Source organism: Mesorhizobium neociceri (assembly GCF_013520985.1).
GTDB lineage: Bacteria > Pseudomonadota > Alphaproteobacteria > Rhizobiales > Rhizobiaceae > Mesorhizobium > Mesorhizobium neociceri.
The window spans coordinates 336,046-357,166 of record NZ_JACDTY010000001.1; the positions used below are offsets into that span (position 1 = coordinate 336,046).

At 64.9% G+C, this 21,121-nt stretch carries 9 protein-coding genes; 2 read left to right on the forward strand and 7 right to left on the reverse strand.

The window, feature by feature from the left end:
* Positions 1-22: 22 nt before the first annotated feature.
* The 7 genes from H0241_RS01510 to H0241_RS01540 all read right to left on the reverse strand — a co-directional run bounded on the left by H0241_RS01510 (position 23) and on the right by H0241_RS01540 (position 12,800).
* Entirely contained in the window at positions 23-1,063 is a 1,041-nt protein-coding gene (locus H0241_RS01510; protein ID WP_181055662.1) for a sulfate/molybdate ABC transporter ATP-binding protein, read from the reverse strand.
* A 12-nt stretch (positions 1,064-1,075) separates the two neighbouring features.
* Positions 1,076-1,960: a sulfate ABC transporter permease subunit CysW gene (gene cysW / locus H0241_RS01515; protein ID WP_181055663.1), complete on the reverse strand. Its 885-nt coding sequence runs from the start codon at positions 1,958-1,960 to the stop codon at positions 1,076-1,078.
* Positions 1,953-2,804: a sulfate ABC transporter permease subunit CysT gene (gene cysT, locus H0241_RS01520; RefSeq protein WP_181055664.1), complete on the reverse strand. Its 852-nt coding sequence runs from the start codon at positions 2,802-2,804 to the stop codon at positions 1,953-1,955. Before cysT ends, cysW begins: the two co-directional genes overlap by 8 nt.
* Before the next feature lie 23 nt (positions 2,805-2,827).
* Positions 2,828-3,856: a sulfate ABC transporter substrate-binding protein gene (locus H0241_RS01525; protein ID WP_181055665.1), complete on the reverse strand. Its 1,029-nt coding sequence runs from the start codon at positions 3,854-3,856 to the stop codon at positions 2,828-2,830.
* A gap of 228 nt (positions 3,857-4,084) precedes the next feature.
* Positions 4,085-4,831: a M15 family metallopeptidase gene (locus H0241_RS01530; protein ID WP_235983864.1), complete on the reverse strand. Its 747-nt coding sequence runs from the start codon at positions 4,829-4,831 to the stop codon at positions 4,085-4,087.
* A 188-nt stretch (positions 4,832-5,019) separates the two neighbouring features.
* The gene (gene pbpC / locus H0241_RS01535; RefSeq protein ID WP_235983866.1) at positions 5,020-7,110 is read right to left on the reverse strand and encodes a penicillin-binding protein 1C; all 2,091 of its coding nucleotides are present in this window, start codon (positions 7,108-7,110) and stop codon (positions 5,020-5,022) included.
* A 206-nt stretch (positions 7,111-7,316) separates the two neighbouring features.
* Complete coding sequence (locus H0241_RS01540) at positions 7,317-12,800, reverse strand: alpha-2-macroglobulin family protein (RefSeq protein ID WP_181055667.1); 5,484 nt, start codon at positions 12,798-12,800, stop codon at positions 7,317-7,319.
* A 278-nt stretch (positions 12,801-13,078) separates the two neighbouring features.
* Here H0241_RS01540 and H0241_RS01545 point away from each other — a divergent pair, with 278 nt between their 5' ends.
* Together H0241_RS01545 and H0241_RS01550 are read left to right on the forward strand one after the other, a co-directional pair.
* A complete protein-coding gene (locus tag H0241_RS01545) occupies positions 13,079-15,007 on the forward strand; it encodes an autotransporter assembly complex protein TamA (RefSeq protein WP_181055668.1) in 1,929 nt (642 codons plus the stop codon).
* 2 nt (positions 15,008-15,009) lie between these two features.
* Entirely contained in the window at positions 15,010-21,057 is a 6,048-nt protein-coding gene (locus H0241_RS01550) for a translocation/assembly module TamB domain-containing protein (protein ID WP_181055669.1), read from the forward strand.
* Positions 21,058-21,121: the final 64 nt, after the last annotated feature.

The window sequence follows — 21,121 nt, forward strand, 5'->3', positions numbered from 1 at the left end:
TCGGCCTGTTGACGGATGACGTCTATGCCGTCGGGAAAAGCTTCCAGCGCCGCGGCCTGAACGCCACCCGGCTCTTCTGCGCCGCCGGATGGTCGACGGGCAATTCGATCTCGACCCGCTGGCGCTCGCCGCCGATTTCCAGTTCGACGCGCCTGGTGCCGGCGACGCGGCGGCTGGCGGCGACCGTGCCGGCGATGCAGCCGCTGCAGCCGTCGAGCAGTTCGACATCGTGCGGGCGGAAGTAGAGCATGGCTTCGCCACTTGGCGCATGCGGCGCCGACAGCCCGATCGGCCGGTCGGCGATCCAGACCTGGCCGTCCTCGACCTTGACCGGCAGCGTGCTCGATTCACCGATGAAGGAGTAGACGAAGGGCGAGTTCGGCGTGTCGTAGATTTCGTCGGCGGACCCGACCTGCTCGATGCGGCCCTGGCTCATCACCACGACACGGTCGGCAAGCTCCAGCGCCTCTTCCTGGTCGTGGGTGACGAAGACGGTGGTGTGGCCGGTACGGTCATGGATCTCGCGCAGCCAGCGGCGCAACTCGCGGCGCACCTGCGCATCGAGCGCGCCGAACGGCTCGTCGAGCAGAAGCACCTTGGGCTCGATCGCCATGGCGCGCGCCAGCGCCACGCGTTGGCGCTGGCCGCCCGAAAGCTGCGCCGGGTAGCGCCTTTCCAAGCCGGAAAGCTGAACGAGGTCGAGCAATTCAGAGGCGCGGCGGCGAATTTCGGCCGCCGGCGGCCGCGACGGTCCGTGCCTTACCTTAAGGCCGAAACCGATATTGTCGGCGACCGTCATGTGCCGGAACAGCGCATAGTGCTGGAAGACGAACCCGACATTGCGCTCCTGGATCGACCTCTGCGAGGCATCCTCGTCGCCGAAGAAAATCTTTCCGCGCGTCGGCCGCTCCAGCCCGGCAATCAGCCTGAGCAGCGTCGTCTTGCCGGAACCGGATGGCCCCAGCAGCGCGATCAACTCACCCGACTTGATGTCAAGCGATACGTCATGGAGGGCCGGGAACCGGTCAAACTCCTTGCGCACGTTGGCAACGCGAACTTCCATTTACAGAACCCTCTAATGTCCGCGCGTCGCGGCGATCTCGGCGCCGTAGCGCATCTCGAGAAGTGTTTTCAAGACCAGTGTCACCAGCGCCAGGCCGGCAAGCAGCGAAGCGACGGCAAAAGCGCCAACGGCGTTGTACTCGTTGTAGAGGATTTCGACATGCAACGGCATGGTGTTGGTCAGCCCGCGTATGTGGCCGGACACGACCGAGACCGCGCCGAATTCGCCCATCGAGCGGGCGTTGCACAAAAGCACGCCGTAGAGCAATCCCCATTTGACGTTGGGCAGCGTCACATACCAGAAGGTCTGCCAGCCATTGGCGCCGAGCGAGAGCGCGGCCTCCTCATCGCCATTGCCCTGTTCCTGCATCAACGGGATCAGTTCGCGGGCGACGAAAGGGAAGGTGACGAAGACGGTGGCCAGCACAATGCCCGGCACAGCGAACAAGATCTGGATGCCGTGCTCCTTCAGCCAACCGCCAAGCAACCCTTGCGCGCCGAACAAAAGCACATAGACCAGGCCTGATATGACCGGCGAGACCGAGAAGGGCAGGTCGATCAGCGTGGTGAGAAACGCCTTGCCCTTGAATTCGAACTTGGCGATCGCCCAGGCAGCGGAGATGCCGAAGACGACGTTGAGTGGCACGGCGATCGCCGCCACCAGCAACGTCAGCCGGATCGCCGAGCGCGTATCGGGATTGGAGAGTGCCTCCGTGTAGGCACTGAGGCCTTTGGCCAGCGCCTCGTGGAAGACGATGATCAGCGGCAAGAGCAGGAAGATGGCGAGGAAGGCGAAGGCCACCGCCATCAGCAGCAACCGCACCGGCCGGCTTTCGGTCACCGCCGCCGACTGGCTCTCGTGATGCGGCTCGTAGGATTTGATCTCGGGATCAGCCATAGCGCTTGCGGCTCCATGACTGCGCCAGGTTGATGACCAGCAGCATCGAGAACGACAGCAAAAGCATGATCGCCGCGATCGCGGTCGCTGCAGGATAATTGTACTCCTCCAGCCGGATGACGATCAAAAGTGGCGCGATCTCCGACTTGTAGGGCAGATTGCCGGCGATGAAGATGACCGAGCCGTATTCGCCTACGCCGCGCGCGAAGGCCAGAGAGAAACCGGTGACAATGGCCGGCGACAGGCCTGGAAACAGGATGCGGGTGATGATCTGGAAGCGGTTGGCGCCGAGCGTCGCGGCCGCCTCCTCCACTTCCTTGTCGATCTCCTCCATGATCGGCTGCACCGTGCGCACGACGAAGGGCAAGCCGATGAAGACCAATGCCACCACGATGCCGAGCGGCGTGTAGGCGACCTTGATGCCCAGCGGCGCCAGCAGATGGCCGATCCAGCCATTGGGCGCATAGAGCGTGGTCAGCGCAATGCCGGCCACCGCCGTCGGCAACGCAAAGGGCAAATCGACCATGGCGTCGACGATGCGGCGCCCGGGAAAACGGTAGCGCACCAGCACCCAGGCGACGAGCGTCCCGAAGACGACATTGACGGCAGCCGCGATGAAGGCGGTGCCGAAGCTGATTTCGAGCGCGTTGAGGGTGCGCCGGTCTGTGGCGATCGCCCAGAAATCGGCCCAGCCGAGAGCTGCCGAACGCCACACAAGGCCCGACAGAGGGATGAGGATGATAAGCGTGAGGTAGGCAAGCGAGAAGCCGAGCGTCAATCCGAAACCCGGAATGACACTCGGCTGTCTGAACCGCCACCCCGCCTTGGCGGGTGCTATGGTCATGTCGTCCCGATCTAGATTTTAGCTCACTGGGCCGGCTTGTAGATCTGGTCGAATATACCACCGTCGCCGAAATGGTAAGGCTGTGCCTTCTTCCAGCCGCCAAAAAGCGGATCGTCGATGGAGATCAGCTTGATTTCAGGCGTTTTCGGGATATCCGCCGCATCCACCAGTTCTGGCTTGGCAGGACGATAGTGGTTCTTGGCGATGATCGTCTGGGCTTCCTTGGAATAGAGCCAGCCGAGATAGGCTTCGGCGACCTTGCGGGTGCCCTTTGCATCGACATTGGCGTCGACGATCGCCACCGGCGGCTCGGCCAGGATCGAGGTCGGCGGATAGACGATCTCGAAATTGTCGGCGCCGAATTCATTGAGCGCCAGATAGGCATCGTTTTCCCAGCCGATCAGCACGTCGCCGATACCCTTTTGCGCGAAGGTGACGGTTGAGCCGCGCGCGCCGGTGTCGAGTACCGGAGCGTTGGCGTAGAGCTTGCCGACGAATTCCTTGTTCTTGGCTTCGTCGCCGCCATCATTGGCGTTGGCGTAGGCCCAGGCGGCGAGATAGTTCCAGCGCGCGCCGCCCGACGTCTTGGGGTTCGGCGTGATCACCTGGACGCCGTCCTTGACCAGATCGCTCCAGTCATGGATGCCCTTCGGGTTACCCTTGCGGACCAGGAAGATGATGGTCGAGGTGTAAGGCGCCGAATTGTTCTCGAACTTTTTGCGCCAGTCCGGATTGATCTTTTTCGACTTGGTGACGATGGCGTTGATGTCGCCTTCGAGCGCCAGCGTCACCACATCGGCATCGAGGCCGTCGATCACGGCGCGGGCCTGGGCGCCCGATCCGCCATGCGATTGCTGGATGGTAACGGTTTCGCCGCTCTCGGCCTTCCAGTGGGCGGCGAAGGCCTCGTCATAGGCCTTGTAGAGTTCGCGTGTCGGATCGTAGGACACGTTGAGAATGGTGGTATCGGCAAACGCGAAACCGAGCGTGCCGAACTGGATCGATGTGGCGACCAGTGCGCCGAGCAGTTTCCTGAAATGAGGTTTGGTCATTTCCGCCTCCGTTGATGACGGCTGAACTCTATCGAATTGATAGAAATTAGATGCATTCAACGTTGCCTTTTTTGCCCCCATGAAGCAATTTTTCGCTGTTATTGCGCGCTGAGAGGAAACATTTTCCTCATACTAGCCTAACCCGAATCCGGGCCGGTTTGACGCTATCTAGAAGCGGACAGCGCGGGGGCAAGGCTGCGGCGGCAGAGGACCGCCTTCGCCGGGGGTTCAGTCCGCAGTGATGGGAAAGTCGAAGCGCTGCTTTGGAAACGGCTCATCCCGAAGCGTGTAGTGCCACCACTCGCGGGCATAATTCTTGAAGCCGCCAGCGCGCATGGCATCGAGCAGTCTTTTGCGGTTTGCCGCAGCATCGACGCCGAGTGGCCGGTGCGCGGTTTCACTCGCCGGGTCGAAACAGTCGAAGCTGGTGCCGAAATCGAGCGTGCCGGCGCCGGCCGCGCCGCAGGCTGCCGATGAATTGTTTTTGCCGTCGCTGCGGGCGATGGCGACGTCGACGGTCGAGCCGCGTGAATGGGTGGATAGTTCGCCGATATAGCCCTTGGCGATGAGGTCGCCGCGCTGCACCTGAGGGTACCATTGCGGATCGGGCGGGCCGCGTTCTCTGGTCCATTTGCCCATGTCGGCGACGGCGCGCGCCGGGCGGTAGCAGTCGAAGACGACCAGCGTCAGCCCGTCGGCGGCGAGTGTTTTCTGTACACCGGACAGCGCTTCCGCCGCCTGTCTTGTAAGGATACAGACGGGCGCGTCATAGCCGTCGGCCTTGCGGTGCAGGAAGTTTTCCAGGCCGGCATAGCGGATGTCCTGGCGGATCGAGGGATCGACATCGGCAAGGCGAACAAAGCCTGCGGGCAGGGGATCGGCGGAGGCGGGGAGGGTTATCAGCAAGGTGGCGAGAATGGCGGCAAAGGTGCGGAAGGTATGGTGCGCGGCACCCCCCTCTGCCCTGCCGGGCATCTCCCCCTCAAGGGGGGAGATTGGCAGTTTGGGCGCCGCCCCTGTCTTTCTAAGGTCGAGGATTTGCGAAGGCATCGAAGCGAATAATCTCCCCCCTTGAGGGGGAGATGGCCGGCAGGCCAGAGGGGGGGTGCCTCGCGCCGGGTTTCAGGCGAAAAAGCCCAATCCCCTGAATCGCCTGGCGCAGTCTATTCAACGAACACCTTCACGCTGGCGGCGCGGCCCACGGCGTCAATGACGGTGAGCGTCGAATAGCCGGCGCCGTCGGGCAGCCAGGTCGCGGTGCGGCGGCGGTCGATGCCGACGAGCGGCTTGCCGTTGGCGAGCCAGCGGAACGGCGCGCGGCCGCCTTGCAGTTTCAGCACCAGCGGCGAGGCCTCGGCGGAGTTGGTGGCGAGATCGACGCGGGCGCCGTTGGGAGGAAAGATGATCGTCGGCGCCGGTTCGGTCGGGCCTGCCTGCACCAGCCCGTCGGCGCCGGCGCCGAAACGGGCCAGGGTCACCGGCAGGTCTTCGCGCTTGGCCTTGACGACGCCGGCCGGCTGGCCGGGCAGCGGCACTGCGGCGAGGCCCGAGCGGACGAAGCCTTCGAAGAGAATGGGCGCGGCGGAGACATAGCCGGAGAGGCCAGGCACCGCACCCGCATCGGCACGGCCGACCCAGACACCCAGCACATACCGGCCGTCGAAGCCGACGGACCAGGCATCGCGGTAGCCATAGGACGTGCCGGTCTTGTAGGCGATGCCCCGCTGCAAGGCGCCCTCGGGCGGCTTTACGCCCGACAAGATGTCGGTAATCTGCCAGTTCGCCTGGGCGTCGAGGATGGTGGCGGTGGTGCGCTCGGAATTGGCCGGCTCGGTGCCGTCATGCAGGGTGTTCGCCTTGCCGCCATTGGCGAGCCCGGTATAGAGCTGGACGAGCTCGCGCAGCGTCACGCCAACGCCGCCGAGGCCGATGGCGAGGCCCGGCGCCTCGTTGACCGGCAGCACCGGGCTGACGCCGGCCTGGCGGAAGCGCGCCATCAGCCGTGCCGGGCCGACGGAGTCAAGCACACGGATCGCCGGCACGTTGAGCGACAGCTGCAGCGCTTGGCGGATCGAGACATCGCCCTGGTAGCCCATGTCGAAATTCTTCGGCCGGTAGCCGCCGAAATCGACCGGACTGTCCTCGATCAGCATTTCCTGCGCCACCAGCCCTTGCTCGAAGGCGAGGCCATAGATGAACGGCTTCAGCGTCGAACCGGGTGAGCGCACGATCTTGGTCATGTCGATCCAGCCGGAGCGGCTGGCATCGAAGAAATCGGCCGAGCCCACTTCGCCCAGAATGTCGCCGGTGCGGGCATCGGCCATCACCATGGCAACGGAGAGCCGCGGGCCGAGCTTGATCGCGGCATCGCGTGCCACCTGTTCCAGCCCTTGCTGGACGCTTTTGCGGATCGTCAGTTGCAGCGGCCTGCCGGGCACTGCCTTGGGCAACATGGCATAAGCGGCGTGCGGCGCCAGCGCCGGCAGTTTGCGGCGCAGGCCCGAGACATCGTCAAGGGCAGCACGCGCGGCCTCGCGCTCGCCAAGCAGGCCGGATGAAACCATGCGGGTCAGCACGCGGTCGCGGGCGGCGTGCGCAATGTCGAGATTGCGGTCGGGCCGACGCTTTTCCGGCAATTGCGGTAGCGCCACGAGCAGGGCGGCTTCCGAGACGGTCAGCCGCTTCGGCTCCTTGCCGAAATAGGCGAGCGACGCCGCGCGCACGCCTTCGAGATTGCCGCCATAGGGCGCCAAAGTCAGGTAGCGCTCGAGGATCTCCTGCTTGGACAGCCGCCGCTCGATCTGGATGGCGCGCAGCATCTGCTTGAGCTTGGAGCCGAGGCTGCGGCTTTCGCGCGGCTCGATCAGGCGGGCAAGCTGCATCGACAGCGTCGAGCCGCCGGAGACGATGTGGCCGTTGGTGACAAGCTGGCCGGCGGCACGCGCCAGCGCGAGCACGTCGACGCCGTCATGGTCCCAGAAGCGCTTGTCCTCATAGGTGACCAGCATGTCGACGAACTGCTTGTCGACCTGGTCGAGGTGTGTATCGAGCCGCCAGTAGCCATCCGGCGTGGCGAAGGCGCGCAACAGTTGGCCGTCGCGGTCCTGGACCTCGGTGGAGACGGTGAGCTTTTCGGGCAGGGGCGGCGGGAAGGCGCGGTCGAGTTCCCACAGAGAAGCAGCAGCGATTGCGAGAATTCCGGCGCAGGCAGCTGCGGTTATGGCGGTGCGGCGAAGGAATTTCCTGGAAAGCATGGCGCCGCCCCTCATTGCCCTACCGGGCATTTCTCCCCGTATAGAGACGGGGAGAAAGGGGCCTGCGCAGAGGTTTTCGCCACTTTCCAACGTTGCAAAAGAGGTGCCGACGATCGCAGCAGCCCTCTTCTCCCCGTCTCTATACGGGGAGAAGGTGCCGGCAGGCGGATGAGGGGCAGCGCCATCGCTACGTCTATCAAGGCGCCTTATGGCGCCTTGATCTCCATCATGCCGGTGGCTGTGCGGGCCGAATACTGCGGCCGGTACATGTCCTCCACCGTGGCTGCCGGATGAGCATAGGTGCCCGGCGTCACCGCACGCACGACATAGGCCAGCATGATGTTGCGGTCGCCGTCGCCGTCGTTGGGGTTGAATGCGGCTACGAAACGGTCGTCGCGGAATTCGAGATGGGCAGCGTCGGTCTGCGCCAGCCAGGTGAAGTTCGACAATTGGGCGCTGGAAACCAGGCCCGGATTGTCGATCTCGAAGCCGGCCGGCAACAGGTCGGTGATCAGCAGGCGCGACGGCCAGCGGTTCTGCTCGTAGATCTTGAGCACGACCACGTAGCGTTCGTTCTGCGTCGCCTCGGTGACGTTGGCTTCGGTGCCATCGAGCTTGTAGTAGGTGCGATCGATGTTGAAGCCGTCGCCGCCGGCGGGCAAGGGCTCGACCGGCGAGGCGACCGTGGTGACAACCGCCTGCAACGGCGTCGTGCCGGTGTTGGCGATGGTCAGCGGGCTGTCGGCGATATCGGTGCCGCTAAGCTGGGTGGAGTAACCACCGGCATGCGGCGCGCCGTTGACCGACAGCTTGATCGAGTCGTTGCCCGACTTCAGCGCACGAGCCGCCAGAAGCATCCAGGACTCGTCCTGCGTGCTGGTCCAGCGGGCATCGGCGCGTTCCCTTGCCACCAGCCTGATCAACTCCGGCACGATGGTCGGCACCGGCTTCGATTCGGCGGCGAGCGCCAGGATCGCGGCGCCGTCACGCAGCCGCGAGCCATAGTCGGACCGGTAGTAGTCGTAGTCGGTGGTCGATTTGGCCAGCTGCAGCGCCGTCTGGAAGGTCGCTTCCGAACGCTGTGCGTCGCCGTAGAGCGCCAGGCTCGCCGCCAACTGGGCAACGGCCATCGGGCTCGAGAAGGCTTCGAGCTTGGTGTCGGCGTAGTAGCGCAGATCGCCGACCGAGGCCTTCTTGTTGCGGGCCAGAACGTAGAGCGCGTAGGCGATTTCGCTGCCGCGGTCCTGGACGTCCTGGTCGTAGCCGACCGAGTTCTGCAGGTTGCTCAGCGCCTGGCTCATCGCCAGCGCCGGGACGTCGTAGTTCTGCTCGCGTGCCCGGGTCAGGAAGTCGGTGACATAGGAATCGAGCCACAGATCGCCGGAGCCCGGACCCCAAAGGCCGAAGCTGCCGGCCGAAGCCTGGTAACTCAGCACCTTGTAGATAGCGGCCTGGACGCGGCCGTGCAGATCGGGGTCGCTTGCCATGCCGATGGAGGACGCCAGATCGTTGACGTAGAGCAGCGGCATGGCGCGGCTGGTGGTCTGCTCGGCGCAACCATAGGGGTAGCGGTCGAGCGTCATCAGCAGCGACGGCACGTCGAAGGCGGCTGCCTGCGAAACGCCGACGCTGACCGAGGCGCCGTCGAGCAGGCTTGCCGCGAGCAGCTCCTTGTCGACGCGCAGCGATCCGCCATTGCCCTTGAGGTCGACGACCAGGCGGGTGGTGATCGGCAATTGCGCCGGACGAACCGGCACGTAGAGCGTCTGTTCCACGGAAGTGCCACCGCCATGGGCGAGTTTGATGGTGATCGAGGCATTGCCCGCCGTCTGTGCAACAAGCGGCACGGTCAGCGTCTGCCGCTTGCCCTTGGCCAGCGTCAGCTTTTCAGGCAGCGGCTTGTCGCCGGTCGAGAGGTCGCCCGTGGTGTCGATCGACAGGGCATAGTCGCCCTCCGGACCGTCCGTATCGGCGACGTCGAGCCGCATGATGGCGGCATCGCCCGGCGCCAGGAAGCGCGGCAGGCCGGCGGTGATCACCACCGGATCGCGGACAATGACGTCGGTCGTGGCATGGCCGACGGCATCCTTGGTCCAGGCGACAGCCATGACGCGCACGGTGCCGTTGAACTGCGGGATGTCGAAGTCGATCCGCGCCTTGCCGTCGGCGTCGAGCTGGACCGGGCCGGAGAAGAAGGCGACTAGCTTTTCGGTCGGTGGACTGCCTTGCGGTTGCATCGAGGCGCCGTCGCCGCCGGTCCTGAGCTTGCCGGTGGTGCCGAGCGAGCCGTCGATCAGGCGGCCGTAGATGTCACGGACTTCAAGACCCAGCATGCGCTGGCCGAAATACCAGTCCTCCGGATCCGGCGCCTTGTAGTTGGTGAGGTTCAGGATGCCGACATCGACGGCTGCGACCGTGACATAGGCGTTGCTGCCGGGTGCAATGCCGGCCACCGAGACGGGGACCGACAGCTGCTGGCGCGGCATGGTCTTGTCCGGCGGTGTCAGGGTGACGGCGAGCTTTTTCGAGCCCGGATCGACCTTCAGCCATTTCACGCCGATAGCGCGGGCCGGCATGCGGGTTTCCTGCGCATCGCCCGGCCGGAACAGGGTCGCGGTGATGTAGGCGCCGGCGCCCCAGTCGTCGCCGACCGGGATGTCGACGGTGCTGCCGCCGGCCGGCACGGTTGCCGTGACGGTCTTCAGAAGCTTGTCGGCGCCGATGGTGACCAGCAGTTCGCCGGCAAAATGCGGCGATACTTTCAGCTTGGCCACTTCGCCGGCGGCGTAGCTGTCCTTGTCGAGGGCGATTTCGAGCCCATCAGGCGTTTCGGTGGAGGTCGAGGAGACATACCAGCCGGCGTCGAACTCATAGCTGGTCGCCGGCCCCTCGGGATCGGCTGTTTCGATCTCGAGCCGGTACTGGCCCCAGTCGACCGGCATCGTCACGGTCGCCTCGGCATCGGCGCTGAGGTCGACCTGGCCGTTGGCGATCGACTTGGTGAAGGTAACTGGTTCGTAGTTCCAGGAGTTGTTGTTGCGGTACCACTGGTAATTGCGTTCGACCTTGACCAGCGACCACTGCGCGCCTTTCAGCGTTTCGCGCTTGCCCTCAGGATCGACCGCGATCAGGCTGAATTTGGCGGTGCCGCCCTGCGGCACCTCGTTGTCGGCGAAGTCCGGACGAATGCCGATCATGTGGCCTTGCGGGCGGATGCCGATGTTGAGCGAGCGTTCGATGGCGCGGCCGCCGGTTTCGCGCATGCGCACCGTGACCTTGGCGTCGACCAGCTTGGTGGTCGATGGCAACTGGTCGACCGTGACCGGGAAGGTCGCCTTGCCGTCATCGCCGACCACGGGAAGACCGGTGAACGGGGTGACCGAAGGTTCGGCCGACTGCTCGTCGGCGAGGCCGAACGAATAGCCGGTGAAACGGTCCCAGTCGCGCGCCGTCGACAGCGTCAGTTCGCCTTCGAGCGCGAGGCCGGCTGCCGGCGCGCCATAGAGGAAGCGGCCATCAATGTCGATGTTGGCGGTCTCGCCCTGTGCGATCTCGTGCTTGTCGGACTTCATGTCGAATTCGATGCGATCCGGTACGAAATCTTCGACCAGGAACATCTGGCTGGAGACGGCGGCCTGCTTGGGATCGGTGTAGATCGACACCGTCCAGGTGCCGCGCATGGCGTTGGCTTCGAGCGGCAGGTCGACGGCATAGCCGCCGGCCGAGACGCCGTCGGCAACGATGCGGCGGTTCTCGACGCCGTCGGGACGGGTGAAGATGAAGGTCAGCGGCAGATTCTCGACCGCCTTGGAGGCGCCGTCGCGGGCAAGGGCTGCGACGTGAACGTCCTCGCCGGCGCGGTAGATGCCGCGTTCGGTCCAGGCATAGACATCGAGCGCACCAGGTGCGGCACGTCCGGAGACGCCGCGATCGGAAAGATCGAAGCCGGCGCGGCCCATATCGAGGAAGACGAAGTCGTTGTCGCCCTGCTTGGCCATCAGCACGGCCGGCACCATGCCGCCGTCGCCGCGGGTCAGGCCGGGGTTGAAGACGGCATGGCCTTCGGCGTCCGACGTCGCGGTGCCGAGGATCTCATTGTTCCTGGCCAGCAGCGTCAGTTCGGCGCCGGCGATCGGCTTGGCGGTGCCGAGCGAGCGGGTGAACACGTTCAGCCCGTCCTGGCCGGTATAGGTCGAGAGACCGATGTCGGAGACGACAAACCACTGCGTGGCAAGCGAATTGTAATCGTCCTCGCCGTTCGTGGTGACCGGCTGCGCGGTCAGCACGTAGACGCCGGGCTTGCGCTGCGGCAAGGCCTCGTCGACCGGGAACGACGTCGTGACGTCCTTGTTGAGGTCGTTGGCGATGTCGAGTTGGCCGTCCCAGACCGGCTCGCCCATCTGGTCGGAAATGCTCGAGATGTCGTAGCCGTCGAGCTGCTTGAGGAACTGGTAGCCGGACAGAAGCTGCGCCAGCGAACGATCGCCGATGCGGTAGAGCTTCATCTGCGCGGCAGTCATGTTGACGGTGACCACCGGGATGCCGCGGCGGGCGCCGGCTGGCAGCACGAAGCTGTCGCCGGTGAAGCGGGCGGACTGGGCGCGGTCCTGGACATAGATCGACAGCACAACCGGGGCGGCGGTGACTTCGCCGATGGCCGCCGGCAGGCCGGCGCGGAAGGTCACTTCGTAGTGCTGGCCATGTTCGAGGCCTTCGACGCAGATCTGCTTGTCCTTGGCTTCGACGCCCTTGGGCGGCTGGTTGTCCACGGTGACGAACTGCGCGTAGTCGACGCCGGTCTTGACCAATTCCTCGGAGAATTGCGCGCAAATGCGCGGTGCGCTGGTGTCGGCGTCGACCGAATGATCGATGACGCGGAAGCCCTTGCGGGCCTTGAGGTCCTCATATTCGGCCTTGACCGCCGGCGAACTGACCAGCGCGAGGCTCGCTTCATAGGCCTGCAGGGCCGGACGGTAGAGATCGCGGCGGTCGAGGCCGTTGCCGAGCAGCGCCAGCACCTCGGCGCGGGTCTTGGTGGTGCGCAGCAATTTGTAGGCGTTGATGGCGGCGGAGGTGCCCTTGACCGGCAGATTGTAGGATTCGGAGCTGCCGTTAGCCGGCTGTATGGCGAGTGTTTCACGCGCCAGACCGAGCCAGAGCTGGCCGTCGTCGGGCAGGACCGAAACCGCGGCCTCGTATTTCTGCATGGCCTGGCCATGGTCGCCAGTCAGCGCCGCCTGTTCAGCCGCTGCCCGCAGCGCTTCCAGCCCGTCCGTCGGCTTGTCATAGGCCGGATCGGTCAGCTTGTTGCGGTATTGCTGGGCCTGGTCAGCCATCCAGTTGGGGAAGAAAGCGAGTTCCGGCGGGGCGCCGATATCGGGGTCGCCATCGACATTGACGACCTTGCCGGCAACGGCGCCGTTGAATGTTTTCAACTGGTTATAGTCGGATTTGAGGAAGCACCATTTGGCCTTGGTGTTGTAGGTGAAGGCGCGGCAGGCGGGGTCGCCGAGGCATGTCGTCTTGCACTGATCGAGGCTGACGTTCTGGTCGGATCTGAGATCGAAACCGAAATAGTCGGAGTTGTTTGAGGTCACCACCCGGCGCGCTTCGGCCGCTTGCGCGACAGCTCCCCAGGCGAAAAACAGAAGGATCAGGATAGACAGACCACGAGCCGCGCGCATTGCCATAACACCCTCCAGACACTGCTGACGTCCAAGGCTTGTTCAAGCTTCAGTCAAGCTTGTCAACACGAGGACGGGCCGGTTTCCGCCTGCCAACGGTTCCCAAACCGGCAAATGGCCGGTATGCCGATAGTTCATCCACAGGGAAGGGATCACGCTTTCTTGCGGCAACGCAAAAGGTGTGAATTCCAAGCCCTGCCTATTTCAGACAATTGGATTGTGGCCCCTTTACGAGCACTTCAGAACTTCATTCCAATTTTAGTTTTGTAATCTAGGTTGTCTTAATGCCGGCGTATGAAGGGCAGATGTCGAAGGGAACCGCGCCACGGCGTGCGCTTTCGCGCGCGCTGCTTCTGGCGTTGGCGTGCTCGACCGTGCTCGCCGCCGAATCGGCATCGGCGGCCGCCTTCGAGATTTTCGGCATCAAATTGTGGGGCTCGTCGAATGACGAGGACGCCGATATCGTCGACCCGCTGCGCTATGCCGTGACAATCGAGGCGCCCGATGCCGACAAGGATTTGCTCAAAAAGCTCGAAAACGCCTCGTCGCTGAAAGCCGACGAGGATCGCCCGGTTTCCGGTTCGCTCGGCCTTTTGGCCAAGGCGCGCAGCGACCGCGAACAGCTGGTCGCCGCCCTTTATGCGGATGCCCGCTATGAAGGGGTCGTCACCATCACCATCCAGGGCAAGGCGCTCGACGATTTGCCGCCCGACGCCGAATTTTCCGGTCCGCAGCCGATCCCGGTGGTGATCAGCATCGCCAGCGGCCCCAAATTCACGCTCGGCAACATCAGGCTGGAGGGCGATGCGGCCGGACTGGCGAGCGCCGATTTCGGCCTGATTGCCGGCGGCGATGCCGGCTCGGGCGCGGTGCTCAAGGCCGAGGCGCTGATCGTGCGGGCGCTGAAGCAGGAGGGCCGGCCGCTGGCACGGATCACCGACCGGCAGGTCGTTGCCGAGCACAACACCTCGACACTCGACGTGACGCTGACGGTGGCCGCAGGTCCGGTAGCCGGCTATGGCGACACCACCGTCGAGGGCACCGAAAAGGTCGATCGCGAGTTCACCGAATACATGACCGGGCTGAAACGCGGCCGGCAATATTCACCTGACGAGATCGACGATGCCCGCGACCGGCTGCTCGGGCTCGAAGTGTTCAACAGCGTCACGCTGAAGGAAGCCGACAGTCTCGACGCCGACGGCAACATCCCGATCGGCGTCCAGGTCAGCGAGCGCAAGCCCCGCTATTTCGGCGTCGGCGGTACCTTCTCCAACACCGAAGGGCTCGGTCTCGAAGGCTATTGGGGCCACCGCAATCTGTTCGGCCGGGCCGAAAAAGTGCGCATCGACGGCAAGATCAGCGGCATCGGCAGCAATGATCTCAGCGAACTCAACTACAATGCCGGCATCATGTTCGAGAAGCCGGGCGTGGTCGGGCCGGCCTCGAAATTCATTGCCAGCGTCAAGACCGTGCTCGAACATCCCGACGCCTACGACCATTTCTCGGTCAAGGGCAGCACCGGCCTGTCCTATGAGATCGACAAGAAGCAGACGGTTTCGGCTGAAATCGCGCTCGACTATTCCAGGATCACCGACGCTTTCGGCAAGCACAAATACCTGATCGCCAGCATCCCGCTGCAATATGTCTATGATAACAGGGACAACCGCCTCAACCCGACCAGCGGCTTCAGGGTGTTGGCCTATGCCGAGCCGAGCTACGACATTATGAGCGGTGCTGCCTTCCTCAAGCTGAAGGGCGAGGGATCGGCCTATCAGTCGCTCGACACGGCCTCGAAATTCGTGCTGGCCGAACGTGTCGCCCTGGGTTCGATCGTCGGCACCAGCCTCGAGCACGTTCCGGCCGACCGGCGCTTCTATTCCGGCGGCGGCGGTTCGGTGCGCGGCTACGCCTATCAAGGCATCGGTCCCAAGGACATCGACAATCAGCCGATCGGTGGGTTGTCCTTCTTCGAGACATCGGTCGAGATGCGCATAGCGCTGACCGACACGATCGGCATCGTGCCATTCGTCGATGCCGGCACCGTGTCGACCAAATCGACGCCCGACTTTTCCGACGTCAAGGTCGGCGCCGGCGTCGGGCTGCGCTACATCACGCCGTTTGGGCCGCTGCGCATCGACGCCGCCCTGCCGCTCAATCGCGACCGTGGCGACCCGCGTTTCGGCATCTATGCCGGCATCGGACAGGCGTTCTGACGATGAAGATGTTCAAACGCATCCTCCGCCTCTTTTTCTACACGCTGCTGATCGTGGTGGCGGCGGCCGTTGGCGCGCTCGTCGTGCTGACCAAGACCGAGCGCGGTCGCGAAAACCTCGCCGGCATCATCTCGTCCATGGCCTCATCAGCCGACAGCAAAGTCACGGTCAGCGGCATTGACGGCATCTGGTCGGGTGCGCTGACAGTGGACCATGTCGTGCTGGAAGACCGCAACGGCGCCTGGCTGGTGGCGCGCAAGGTGGCCGTCGACTGGTCGCCGCTGGCGCTGCTGTCGAAGAATTTCAGCGCCGACCGTATCGCAGCCGAGCGCATCGAACTGGCGCGGCTGCCGGTGGCGGGCACCGAGCCGAGCAAAAGCGGGTCGACAGGCCTGCCGGTTTCGCTCGACATCAAAGCAATCGATCTGCCGCAGATCGCGCTGGGTCAGCAGCTTGCCGGCAGCGGCATTGCCGAACTCGCCGCCAAGGGATCGGCCAAGGTCGATGCATCGCCGCTGGCAATTGAGACGGTGCTCAACGTCACCCGTCATGACGGCAAGCAGGGCAATGTCGACGCCAACATCCATTTCGCGCCCGCCGACAACAAGCTCGATGTCGATCTCAAGGCGTCCGAACCGGCGGATGGTATCATCGCCAACCTGCTCAAGCTGCCGGGCGCGCCGCCGGTCAACATCGTTGTTTCCGGCACCGGGCCGCTGGCCAACTGGAGCGGCGTCGGCACCTTCATGGTCGACGGTCAGATCGTCACCCAACTCACCGGCCGTCATCAGCAGACTGACAAGGGCAACCGGATAGAGGCCATGGGCGACGGTTCGTTCGAAGGCTTTCTGCCGGAACGGTTCAGATCGCTGTTCGCCGGCAAGACCAGTTTCGACTTCGCCGGAACCGCGACCACGGCCGGCGGCGTCGACATCGAGCGCGCCGCAATCGAGAGCGACGCCGTGCACGGCACCGCCGCCGGAATGGTCGACCCGAAAGGCGCCAGCGACCTGTCGGTGGAACTGGCGGCCAAAGCCGAGCCCGTGGTGATCAATGTCGGCAACGCCGCGCAGCCGATCATGGTGGCCATCAACAATGTCACCGCCCGCGCGTTTGGTGATGGCAAGGCGCCGATGATCGATGCCGGCGCTTCGCTGGTCTCGGTGGTGGCGGGCGGCTCCCAGGTGAACAATCTGGATGCGCGGATCCATTCCGACGGCTTCGACATCGAGAACCGCAGTGGCCCGGTCAGCGTGTCGCTGGTGGCGGCCGGACTGAAGACCGACGTGGCGACGTTGGCGCCGCTGATCACCGGCAAGCTGACGGCCTCTCTTGCCGGTACGGTCAGCAAGGATGAGATATCGCTCGACGAAGGCACGCTGCGCAGCGATGCGCTTAATGCCGGGCTGACGGCCAAGGTGACGCTGGCCGACCTCGCCATGACGATGAAGATGAACGCCGATGCGGTGTCGACGGCGCTGCCGCCGCAGATCAGCTCGCTACTTGGCGAACGAGTCAGATTCTCGGCGACCGCCACCCGCGATCCGCAAGGCTCCTTTGCCGCCAATTCGATCGAACTCACCTCCGGCTCGCTCAGCGCCAGTGGCACCGCCAGCGCGCAGGGCAGCGACATCCAGGCCGACATCAAGGGCAAGCTCGGCGACGTCTCGGTGCTGTCGCCGCTGGTTGGCGTGCCGGTCGCCGGCGGCGTCGATTTCGCGCTGACGGCAAGCGGCGCGCGCAACGCGCCGGATTTTTCGGTTTCGGCCGAGAGCGCCAGCCTGACGGCGTCGGGGCGTACGGTCAAAGACATCAAGCTGACCGCATCGGGCAAGGCCGACATTGTGAGCCCTGCCGCCAATGTCTCGCTGACCGGCTCGGTCGACGACCAAGCGCTCGCCATCAAGGCGGCGCTGGTGACCAGCGACGGCAAGCGCTCCATCAACGGGCTCAGCGTTGCGCTCGGCGACAACAAGGTGTCGGGCGATCTTGCGTTGGACGATCATTTCCTGCCGCTGGGCACGCTGACGATCTCCGCACCCGATATTGCGCCGCTGGCGTCGCTGGCCGGACAGACGGCGGCCGGCGATATCGGCGGCACCGTCGTCTTCGCCAAGGACGGCGAAGCGCCCACCGTCACCGTCAACGCAGCCAGCGTGTCGATTGCGCGCGGCGATGTGGCGGCCAAGGCAATCACCGTCAGCGCGCTGATCGCCAATTATCTCAACAGCCCGGCGATCTCCGGTACGATCAAGGCCGACAGCGTGACCTCGGGGACGACGGTGGTCAGCGGCATCGGCGTCGACCTCAAGCGTGACGGCGACTGGACCAATTTTACCGGCGGCGCGACCATATCAGGAATCCCGGCGACGGCCGCGGGGCGGGCGAAGATCGCCGGCGGCACGACCAGCGTCGAGATCGCGTCCGGCGAAGCGACGGTGCGCGGCATCAAGGCGGCGATCACCGAACCGTCGAGCCTGACGATCGCCGATGGCGTCACCACCATTCAAAGGCTGGTGGTCGATCTCGGCGGCGGCTCGGTGACGCTCTCCGGCACGGCAGGCCAGACGCTCGATCTGGCGGCAAATTTCTCCGCCTTGCCGGCGGCGCTTGCCAATGATTTTTCGCCCGGCCTCGATGCCGCGGGCACGCTCGACGGCACGGCGCAAATCACCGGACCATCGGCAAATCCCGACGTCCGCTTCAATGCAAAACTGGCTGGCGCCGAGACCAGCCAGACCCGCCAGGCCGGGCTCGGGCCGCTCGACCTCGATGCGGCCGGCAGTTATTCCGTGGCCGGCGGCGTGGTTCTCGACCAGGCGACGCTTTCCGGCGAAAAAATCTCCGGCAAGGCGGCCGGCACGATCAACCCGAACGGCGCCAGCGATTTCGCGCTCGACCTGACATCGTCCGGCCCAAGCTTGCCGTTGACGCTCGGCAGCACTGAGAGCCCAATCAAGCTCGAGTTGCAGGGACTGTCGGTGAAGGCGGCGGGCCAGGCTGCGCAAGCGAAGCTCGATATCTCGGCGGTGCTGCCGTCGGTGGCGACGAATTTCACCAAGGTCGAGGGCGTCGCGCTGGCGCTGCACTCCGATGCGTTCGATGTGAAAAGCCGAACCGGCCCGATCTCGGGCACGGTGACAGCGGAAAAGATCGGTCTCGACAATCCAACCATCGCGCCGCTGATTGCCGGCAAGATCACCGCCAAGGTCGCCGGCAGCCTGGCGGCGGATGCAATCACCATCGACAGCGGCTCGGTGCAGGGCGCGGCACTCGACAGCGCCTTCAATGGCCGCGTCTCCTTCGCCGATGGAGCAATCGACCTCAACCTCAATGCCGATGCGCTGTCGGCGGCATTGCCGGCAGCGGCGCGTGGCGTGCTGGCCGAGCGGACGCAGCTTAGCGCCGCGCTGAAGCGCGATACGCAAGGCAATGTCAGTGCCAATCCGGTCAAGCTGGTATCGGGCGCGCTGACTGCCGACGGCCAGGCCAGCCTTGTCGACAACAAGCTCAGCGCCAACATCAAGGGCGCGTTGGCCGACATCTCGCTGCTGTCGGGGGATGCCAAGGGCGCCATCGCGTTCGCGCTCAACGCGCAAGGGCCTGTCATGGCGCCGGACCTGTCACTGACCGTGGACAGCGACCGGCTGCTGGTGGCGGAACGCGAAATCACCAGGCTGAAGCTGACGGCCACCGGCAAGGCCGATGCAGCCAATCCGGCGGCCAATGTGCAACTGACCGGCAATGTCGCGGGACAAGCGCTGCAAGGCAGTGCGGTGCTGGCCACAGCCGACGGCAAGAGCGCCATCAACGGCCTGTTGCTTTCGCTCGGCAAGAACAAGATTTCCGGCGACCTCGCGCTCGACGAGGCTTTCGTTCCGGTCGGCACCATCGCGCTCGACCTGCCCGATATCGGACCGCTGGCAGCGCTGGCGCTGGAAAAGGCCGAGGGCGACGTGCGCGGCACCATCGCCTTCTCCAAGACCGCCGACGGTCCCAACGTCGCCGTCAAGGCTTCGACGGCTTCGATCACGCGCGGTGACCTGCAGGCAAAGACGGTGTCGATCGATGCGCTGGTCGCCAACTATCTCGCCGGGCCGGTCATCTCAGGCAAAATCCGCGCCGACAACGTCATCTCCGGCGGCACCGCCATCAGCGGCATCGATGTCGACCTCAAGCGCGACGGCGACTGGACCGGCTTTTCCGGCGGCGCCACCGTCAAGGGCATTCCGGCAAAGGCCGCGGGCCGGGTGAAAGTGGCAGGCGGCACGACCACCATCGAACTCGCTTCCGGCCAGGCCACGGTGCAGGGCATCAAGGCCGCCATCGCGCAGGCCTCGACCGTCAGCATTGCCAATGGCACGACGACACTGGACAGGCTGGTGCTCAACCTCGGCGGTGGTACGGCTACGGTGACCGGCAAGGTCGGGCAGGCGCTCGACATCAATGCCGCGCTGTCGAAGGTGCCGGCCTCGCTGGCCAACAGTTTCTCGCCGGGCCTCGATGCCGCCGGGTCGATTTCAGGGACCGTCAAGGTGACCGGCGCACCGGCCAATCCGGCTGTTGCCTTCGACATCGACGCCGGCGGGGTGCAGACATCACAGACCCGTGGCGCCGGCCTCGGCGGCATGAACATCTCATCGTCGGGTACGTTCGCCGGCAAGAAACTCACCTTCAATGCCGATATCAGCGATGGCGCCGGGCTCGGCCTCAAGGGCGGTGGCAGCGTCACCACAGCGGGCACGCCGGCGCTGGTGCTCGACTTCAACGGCAAGGTGCCGTTTTCCTTCCTCGCCGCCAAGCTTGCCGCGCAAGGCCTGTCGCTGAGCGGCACGGCCAACGTCAATGTCCAGGTGCGCGGCCCGGCGACATCGCCCGTGATCGGCGGCACTGTCAGCACGTCCGGCGCCCGCCTGGTCGACGCGCGCTCGGGCCTTGCCGTCAACGACATCGCCGCCGACGTTTCGATCGGCAATGGCGTCGCCCGGATCAACCGGCTGACCGGCACATTGTCGACACGCGGCAGCCTGTCGGCCAGCGGCACGGTCGGCATCAATCCGGCGCAAGGTTTTCCTGCTGACCTGTCGATCAAGCTGGTCGATGGCCGCTATACTGACGGGCGGGTGGTGACGGCCAATCTCGGCGGCGACCTGACCATCAAGGGACCGCTCACCTCAGCGCCGGTGATTTCGGGCACCGTCAACCTTGCCAAGACCGTCATCACCGTTCCTGAGAAGCTGCCGGGCTCGCTGACGGCACTTGGTGTCAAGCACAAGAACGCGCCGGCCAGCGTGCGGGCGCAGGACAAGGCTTTGCGCCCCGCCACCGCGAGCGGCGGTGGCGGCAGCGGCCTCAACCTCGATGTCACGGTGAACGCGCCAAACCAGATATTCATCCAGGGCAGGGGTGTCGATGCCGAGCTCGGCGGTTCGCTCAGGCTGACCGGCCCAGCATCGTCGCCGCAAGCGGTCGGCACCTTCACCTTGCAGCGCGGGCGGCTGTCGATCCTCGGCAAGCGGCTGACCTTCACCGAAGGCACGGTCGGCTTTTCCGGCTCGCTGGTGCCCTACCTCAATTTGACCGCGACATCGACGACGACAAGCGCCACCGTGACCATCGTGGTGTCGGGCGAGGCGACCAATCCAAAATTCACCTTCTCCTCGGTGCCGGCGCTGCCGGAGGACGAGGTGCTGGCGCAATTGATCTTCGGCCGTTCGATGTCGAACCTGTCGCCGCTGCAGATCGCCCAGCTGGCCGAGGCCGCGGGGCAGCTGGCCGGTGTCGGCGGCTCGACCTCGCTGCTCGAAAATTTGCGCAGCGCAATCGGCGTCGACGATCTGGATGTGACCACCGACGACCAGGGCGGCACGGCCGTGTCGGCGGGCAAGTACCTCAACGACCGCACCTATGTGACGATTCAAAAGGGCGACAAGCCGGGATCGGGCAAGGCGACGATCGACCTCAATGTGGGGCGCGGCGTCAAGCTGCGTGGCGAGGCCAATGATGGCGGCGAGGCCAAGGGCGGCATTTTCTACGAGAGGGAATACTGAGCCTTCGGCCGGCCTTTGGCCTCACCGCGGTTTGAGGCTGGCACTGGGCAGGCCTGAGTAAATG

Excerpts from the sequence above, each read along its gene's own strand:
- H0241_RS01510 (WP_181055662.1), bottom strand. The coding sequence starts at position 1,063 with ATGGAAGTTCGCGTTGCCAACGTGCGCAAGGAGTTTGACCGGTTCCCG.
- cysW (WP_181055663.1), bottom strand. The coding sequence starts at position 1,960 with ATGGCTGATCCCGAGATCAAATCCTACGAGCCGCATCACGAGAGCCAG.
- cysT (WP_181055664.1), bottom strand. The coding sequence starts at position 2,804 with ATGACCATAGCACCCGCCAAGGCGGGGTGGCGGTTCAGACAGCCGAGT.
- H0241_RS01525 (WP_181055665.1), bottom strand. The coding sequence starts at position 3,856 with ATGACCAAACCTCATTTCAGGAAACTGCTCGGCGCACTGGTCGCCACA.
- H0241_RS01530 (WP_235983864.1), bottom strand. The coding sequence starts at position 4,831 with ATGCCCGGCAGGGCAGAGGGGGGTGCCGCGCACCATACCTTCCGCACC.
- pbpC (WP_235983866.1), bottom strand. The coding sequence starts at position 7,110 with ATGCTTTCCAGGAAATTCCTTCGCCGCACCGCCATAACCGCAGCTGCC.
- H0241_RS01540 (WP_181055667.1), bottom strand. The coding sequence starts at position 12,800 with ATGGCAATGCGCGCGGCTCGTGGTCTGTCTATCCTGATCCTTCTGTTT.
- H0241_RS01545 (WP_181055668.1), top strand. The coding sequence starts at position 13,079 with ATGCCGGCGTATGAAGGGCAGATGTCGAAGGGAACCGCGCCACGGCGT.
- H0241_RS01550 (WP_181055669.1), top strand. The coding sequence starts at position 15,010 with ATGAAGATGTTCAAACGCATCCTCCGCCTCTTTTTCTACACGCTGCTG.